Origin of the sequence: Pseudomonas sp. PS02303, assembly GCF_029959925.1 — a bacterium.
In the GTDB taxonomy this organism is placed as follows: domain Bacteria; phylum Pseudomonadota; class Gammaproteobacteria; order Pseudomonadales; family Pseudomonadaceae; genus Aquipseudomonas; species Aquipseudomonas mandelii.
The window spans coordinates 1-4,628 of the sequence record NZ_JASCOM010000360.1; the positions used below are offsets into that span (position 1 = coordinate 1).

Annotated in this window: 3 protein-coding genes; all 3 read right to left on the bottom strand. The window is 59.9% G+C overall.

Annotated features, from left to right (window positions below; all coding sequences use genetic code 11):
* Positions 1–99 precede the first annotated feature (99 nt).
* On the bottom strand, positions 100–396 hold the full coding sequence (locus QMX98_RS32535; protein ID WP_282411970.1) for a DUF2845 domain-containing protein: 297 nt from the start codon (positions 394–396) through the stop codon (positions 100–102).
* Positions 396–3,350, bottom strand: coding sequence for a DUF748 domain-containing protein (locus QMX98_RS32540; RefSeq protein ID WP_282411971.1), 2,955 nt, complete (start codon positions 3,348–3,350; stop codon positions 396–398). Before QMX98_RS32540 ends, QMX98_RS32535 begins: the two co-directional genes overlap by 1 nt.
* Positions 3,351–3,454: 104 nt before the next feature.
* Complete coding sequence (locus QMX98_RS32545; protein WP_282411972.1) at positions 3,455–4,471, bottom strand: class I SAM-dependent methyltransferase; 1,017 nt, start codon at positions 4,469–4,471, stop codon at positions 3,455–3,457.
* Positions 4,472–4,628: the final 157 nt, after the last annotated feature.

The window sequence follows — 4,628 nt, forward strand, 5'->3', positions numbered from 1 at the left end:
CGATAGCGGTGTGTCAGCCAACATCAATGCTGGATGACACACCGCTATCGCGAGCAGGCTCGCTCCCACATTTTGTGATGTAACCACTTTGGATCGGAGTCAGTTACCGCGCTTGCTGGTGATCTGTCTCAGTCGATTACCTTCAAACCGCAGGTATTGATACATCCCGCCATTGGGCCCGTAGGTCCATTCCTCTACCTGAAACTCTTCCCGTCGGTTGGCGCTGCGCTTGTAGCCCAGCAGATCGCGGCTGACCGGTTCACCGCACTTCTGCAGCACTTCGCTGGACCTGTCCCCGACGCTGACCAACTGACTGCCACAGCGCAGGGTATCGGCCGCCGAGGCCTGACTGGCCGCCAGCGCCAGGGTCAGGCTGATCAACACTTGTCTGAACATCACTCGGCATCCAGGTGCATCGGCGTTACCACCCGACCGTCACTTTCCGCCTCGCCCAGTTGGGCGTCGATGAAGTAGACACGGTCATCGGCCATCTGGGCCTTGTCCACCAGGTAATCCTTGATGCTGCTGGCGCGTTCCTGACCCAGCTGACGTAACAGCACGTCGCTGGTGCTCCAGAATTTGATCACGTCTGCGCGCATTTTGGCGGTGCGCTCTTCCTTGCCCAGATCCTTCCACTCAGCCGGTGGCTGGGTCTTCAGGCGCGTGCGGTAGATCCCCTCCAGCAGCGGACCTTTCTCGCCGTCCGGCACTTGCAGCAATGAAGCCTGGGCCGGAACCTTGTCACCGCGTCGCTGGAGCATTTTGTAGTAGTTGTACTGGTATTCGCGCTCAAGCCGTTGCTCGGCAATCAGCGGACCGTCGCTGCTGGCGGCTGCGGTGCCTTCGATTTCCAGGCGCAGGGCAGGGCGTTCCTTGAGGGCCTGGGACAGTTTGATCAACGAACCCTCGGCGTCCTTGCTCAGCTCACTGGAGCCCGGCGCAAACGAGACAGTGCCCAAATCTTCTGAACCCCCGCCACTGACCAGCCCGCCTATCATTTTGAACGGTGCGGCAGCCGCCTTGACGATCAGGTTGCGCAGGGTCTGCCAGACAATCGGCATGACGCTGAACTGCGGGTTGTTCAGGTCGCCGGTCACCGGCAGCTCAATTGAAATCTTGCCGTCGACGTCCTTGAGCAACGCGATCGCCAGTTTCAGCGGCAGACTCACAGCGTCCGGACTGTCGACTTTTTCACCCAATTGCAGTTGTTCGACCACCACTTTGTTTTCGGCCTTGAGCTGGCCCTTGACGATGATGTAGTGCAGGTCGAGATTGAGCCGGCCCTTGCGGATGCGGTACCCGGCAAACTTGCCGGAGTAGGGCGTCAGCGTGGTCAGTTCCACACGTTTGAAACTGGTGGCGATGTCGAGGCTGGCCATCGGGTCGAACGGATTGACCGAACCCTTGATGGTCACGGGCGCGTAACGGTCGACCTTGCCTTTGATATCGACGCTGGCCGGTTTCGCCTGACGGCTGTCGATGGTGCCGATCTGACCGTTGAGTTGTTGCACCGCCGTGGCGAAGTTCGGGGTCAGGCTGAAGTCGGCGAAGTTCGCCGAACCGTCATTGATCGCAATGCCGCCAATGTGGATGCCCAGCGGTTTGTCCTTGCTGGCGGGTTTGCTGGCGGCTGTCTTGGCAGCTGCGGTGTCGGCCGGTTGCGGGATCAGCAGGTCATCGATGTTGGTGGTGCGGTCATCGTTGATCATGAAACGCACGTAAGGCTGGAACAGGTTGACCTTGTCGATCGACAGGCTGTCGCCATGCTGATAGTTCAGACCTTCGAGCACCAGCTGCTGCCACTTGAGGAAGTCGCGGGTCTTGAGGGTGTCGAGGGTGTGCAGTTGATCGACCTGCGCTTTACCGGTGACGCTGAATGCCAATGGCTCGGTGCTTTTCAGATCGACTGCCAGATCACTGCCGAGCATGCCGCTGCGCAGCTCCAGGCGAATGAACGGGTTGATGTAGGACTGGGCGACACGCAGGTCGATGTCTTTGGTTTGCACATTCAGTTTGGCGCTGACCGGTGCCAGATTGACCACGCCGTCGGCCATAAGCTTGCCCTGTTTGCCCACGCCGGTGTCGAGCTTGAGGTTGAAAGGCGAGCCGTTGAGGCTGTCGAAATTCTGCAAATCGAGGTTCAGCGGACCGACATCCAGTGCCACGGCCGGTTGTGCCTTGCGGTCGGCCAGATGCACCTGGTAATTGCGCAGTTGCACGTCTTTGAGCAGCACTTGCCACGGTTTGCTCGGTGGCGCGGGTTCGGCTTCAGGCGAATCGGCTGCCGCCGGCGTTTTCGCCGGTTCGGCGTTGGCTTTTACTGCAGCTTTGGATGGTTGGCTGGCGAACAACTTTTGCCAGTCGAGTTGTCCGTCGGCTTCCAGGGCGGCCCAGGTTTCCAGTTTATTGCTACGGATCTTGCCGACCACCACTTGCTGTTTGGCCAGGTCCACCGTGGTTTCACTGATGTCCAGGCGCTCGAGTTTGGCCAGTGGTCGACCGTCCGGGGCCTTGATGGCAAATGGCGCGACGCTGACGGCGACGTTGCTCAGCAGCAGCTCGGTTTCCTTGGACAAGTTGAGCTTGTAGTCAGTGCTCAGGTTGACGACCCCGTCTTCGAGCACCAGGGGCAACGCGTCACGCACATAGGGCCAGAAGGCTTTCATCTTGCCGTCGGTGATCTTGAGCTTACCTTCGGAGGCAATCGGGATCAGGCTGAAGTTACCGGTCCAGTCGAGCTGCCCACCGCCCGGGCCGATGGCTACCAACGTCATGTCGGCACTGTCTTCCGGCAGCGTGCTGAGGTTCTTCAGCTCGAAGTCGAGTTTGTCGTAGAGGAATTCGATGGGTTCGCTGGGGCGCAAATCCTGAAAGTGCACATTGCCGCCCGCCAGTTTGATCCGCTCGATACGCAACGGGAACGGCTTGGCTTCCGGGTCGGCCGGGGTCGGTTCGCTGGCGGGGATCTTGAACAGGCCCAGCAGATTGAGCTTGCCGTCCTTGCCGAAAAGGATTTCGGTCTTGGGTTTGTCCATTTCGATATCGGACAGGTGCAGCGCCTTGGTCCACAGGCTGTCGATCTGCAGGTTGGCGTACAGGCGTTCGAAACCGACCTGTTCTTTGCCCGGCTCACCGATGACCAGGCCCCAGAGGGTCACTTCCAGGCTGAAGGGGTTGAGTTCGACCCGGGAAATCGTCGCGGGCATCGTGGCGTAATTGGCCAATTGCTGGTTGGCGACCCGCAACGCGATGCCCGGCAAAATCAGAAACCCCAGCAGGCTATAAAGGGCCAGAGCAGTCAACAATGCGCCAATAGCGCGAATCAATCCTTTGGGCATGTGTGGCTTCATCTGTCTGAATCGGAGTGCGTTGGAGTATGGCACGCGATTCCGGTTCCGAAGTGAACGCACTCTTCTGGTTTTTCAGAAATTTGCGTAGGAAATTTCCTGCGTGATCAGAGTTGCAGAATCAACGTCTTCAGCGGCGGCTGTTGATCCATCGACGGGAAATCACCGCCCGGTTTCATCACCGTCCACTCACGCACAGGCCGCCCGGCCTTCTCTGCGCAACGTAAAACCTGCTCGCGCCAATCGTCCATGCTGACCTTTGCCAGGTTGTTGCAGCAGATCAGCACGCCGTTGTCGGCGGTGGTCAGCAGCGCGGGTTTGAGCAGGCTCTGGTAGTCGCGCAGCAGGTCGACCGTACCGAACGCGCTCTTGGCCCAGGCGGGTGGATCGAGCAGCACCAGGTCGTACTGACGCTGGTCGAGACGCGTGTAACTCGGCAGTTTCTGCCCGCGTCGCTGACTGATCGGCAGCCCCGCCAGTTGGCGGATGGCCGGGAAGTAATCGGACTGGATGAACTCCATTGCAGGCAATTGCGGATTGAGCAGACCGTTCTCGCGGCCGACCGCCAGATTGCCCTCGGCGAAATCCAGGTTGCACACCTCACTTGCCCCGCCGGCCGCAGCACTCAGGCCGACACCACAGGTGTAGGCGAACAGGTTGAGCACGCTTTTGTTTTTGCTGTGCTCCTTGACCCAGCCGCGCGTGTTGCGCAGGTCGAGAAACAGCAGCGGATCCTGGCCGGCATGACGACCGCGAACCCGATAGTTCAGGCCCCATTCGTGGCCGATCAAGTCTTGCAGGGCTGCCTCGTCGGCGCGGTAGACGGTGTCTTCGCGGTCGATACGCGAGTTGCCCCGGGAACGGTCGTTGTAGACCAGCAGCGTATCGAGGCCCAGGTGTTGATTGACGCTCTCGTGCAGTTGCAGCAGTGCGTCACGTTCCAGCGCCTGGTGGAAGCTTTGTACCAGCAGTTGCGGGCCGTAGCGGTCGATGGTCAGGCCGCCGGCGCCTTCCTGGCTGCCGTGGAACAGGCGATAGCAATCGGTGCCTTGCTGATGCAGCTCGGCGAGCAGGTCCTGGCGATGATCGAGGGCGGCGCGCAGCGCCTGATTCAAGGAAGACATGCTGTGCGCCTTGCAGGAGGGAATTTGGCGCGGGAGTTTAACAGCATTGGCGGGAAGTCGAGGTGTTGCCATCGCGAGCAGGCTCGCTCCCACAGAGCTAATTGTTGGCTGAGCGTTTTGCGTTTCGCACAAAGCCAATGTGGGAGCGAGCCTGCTC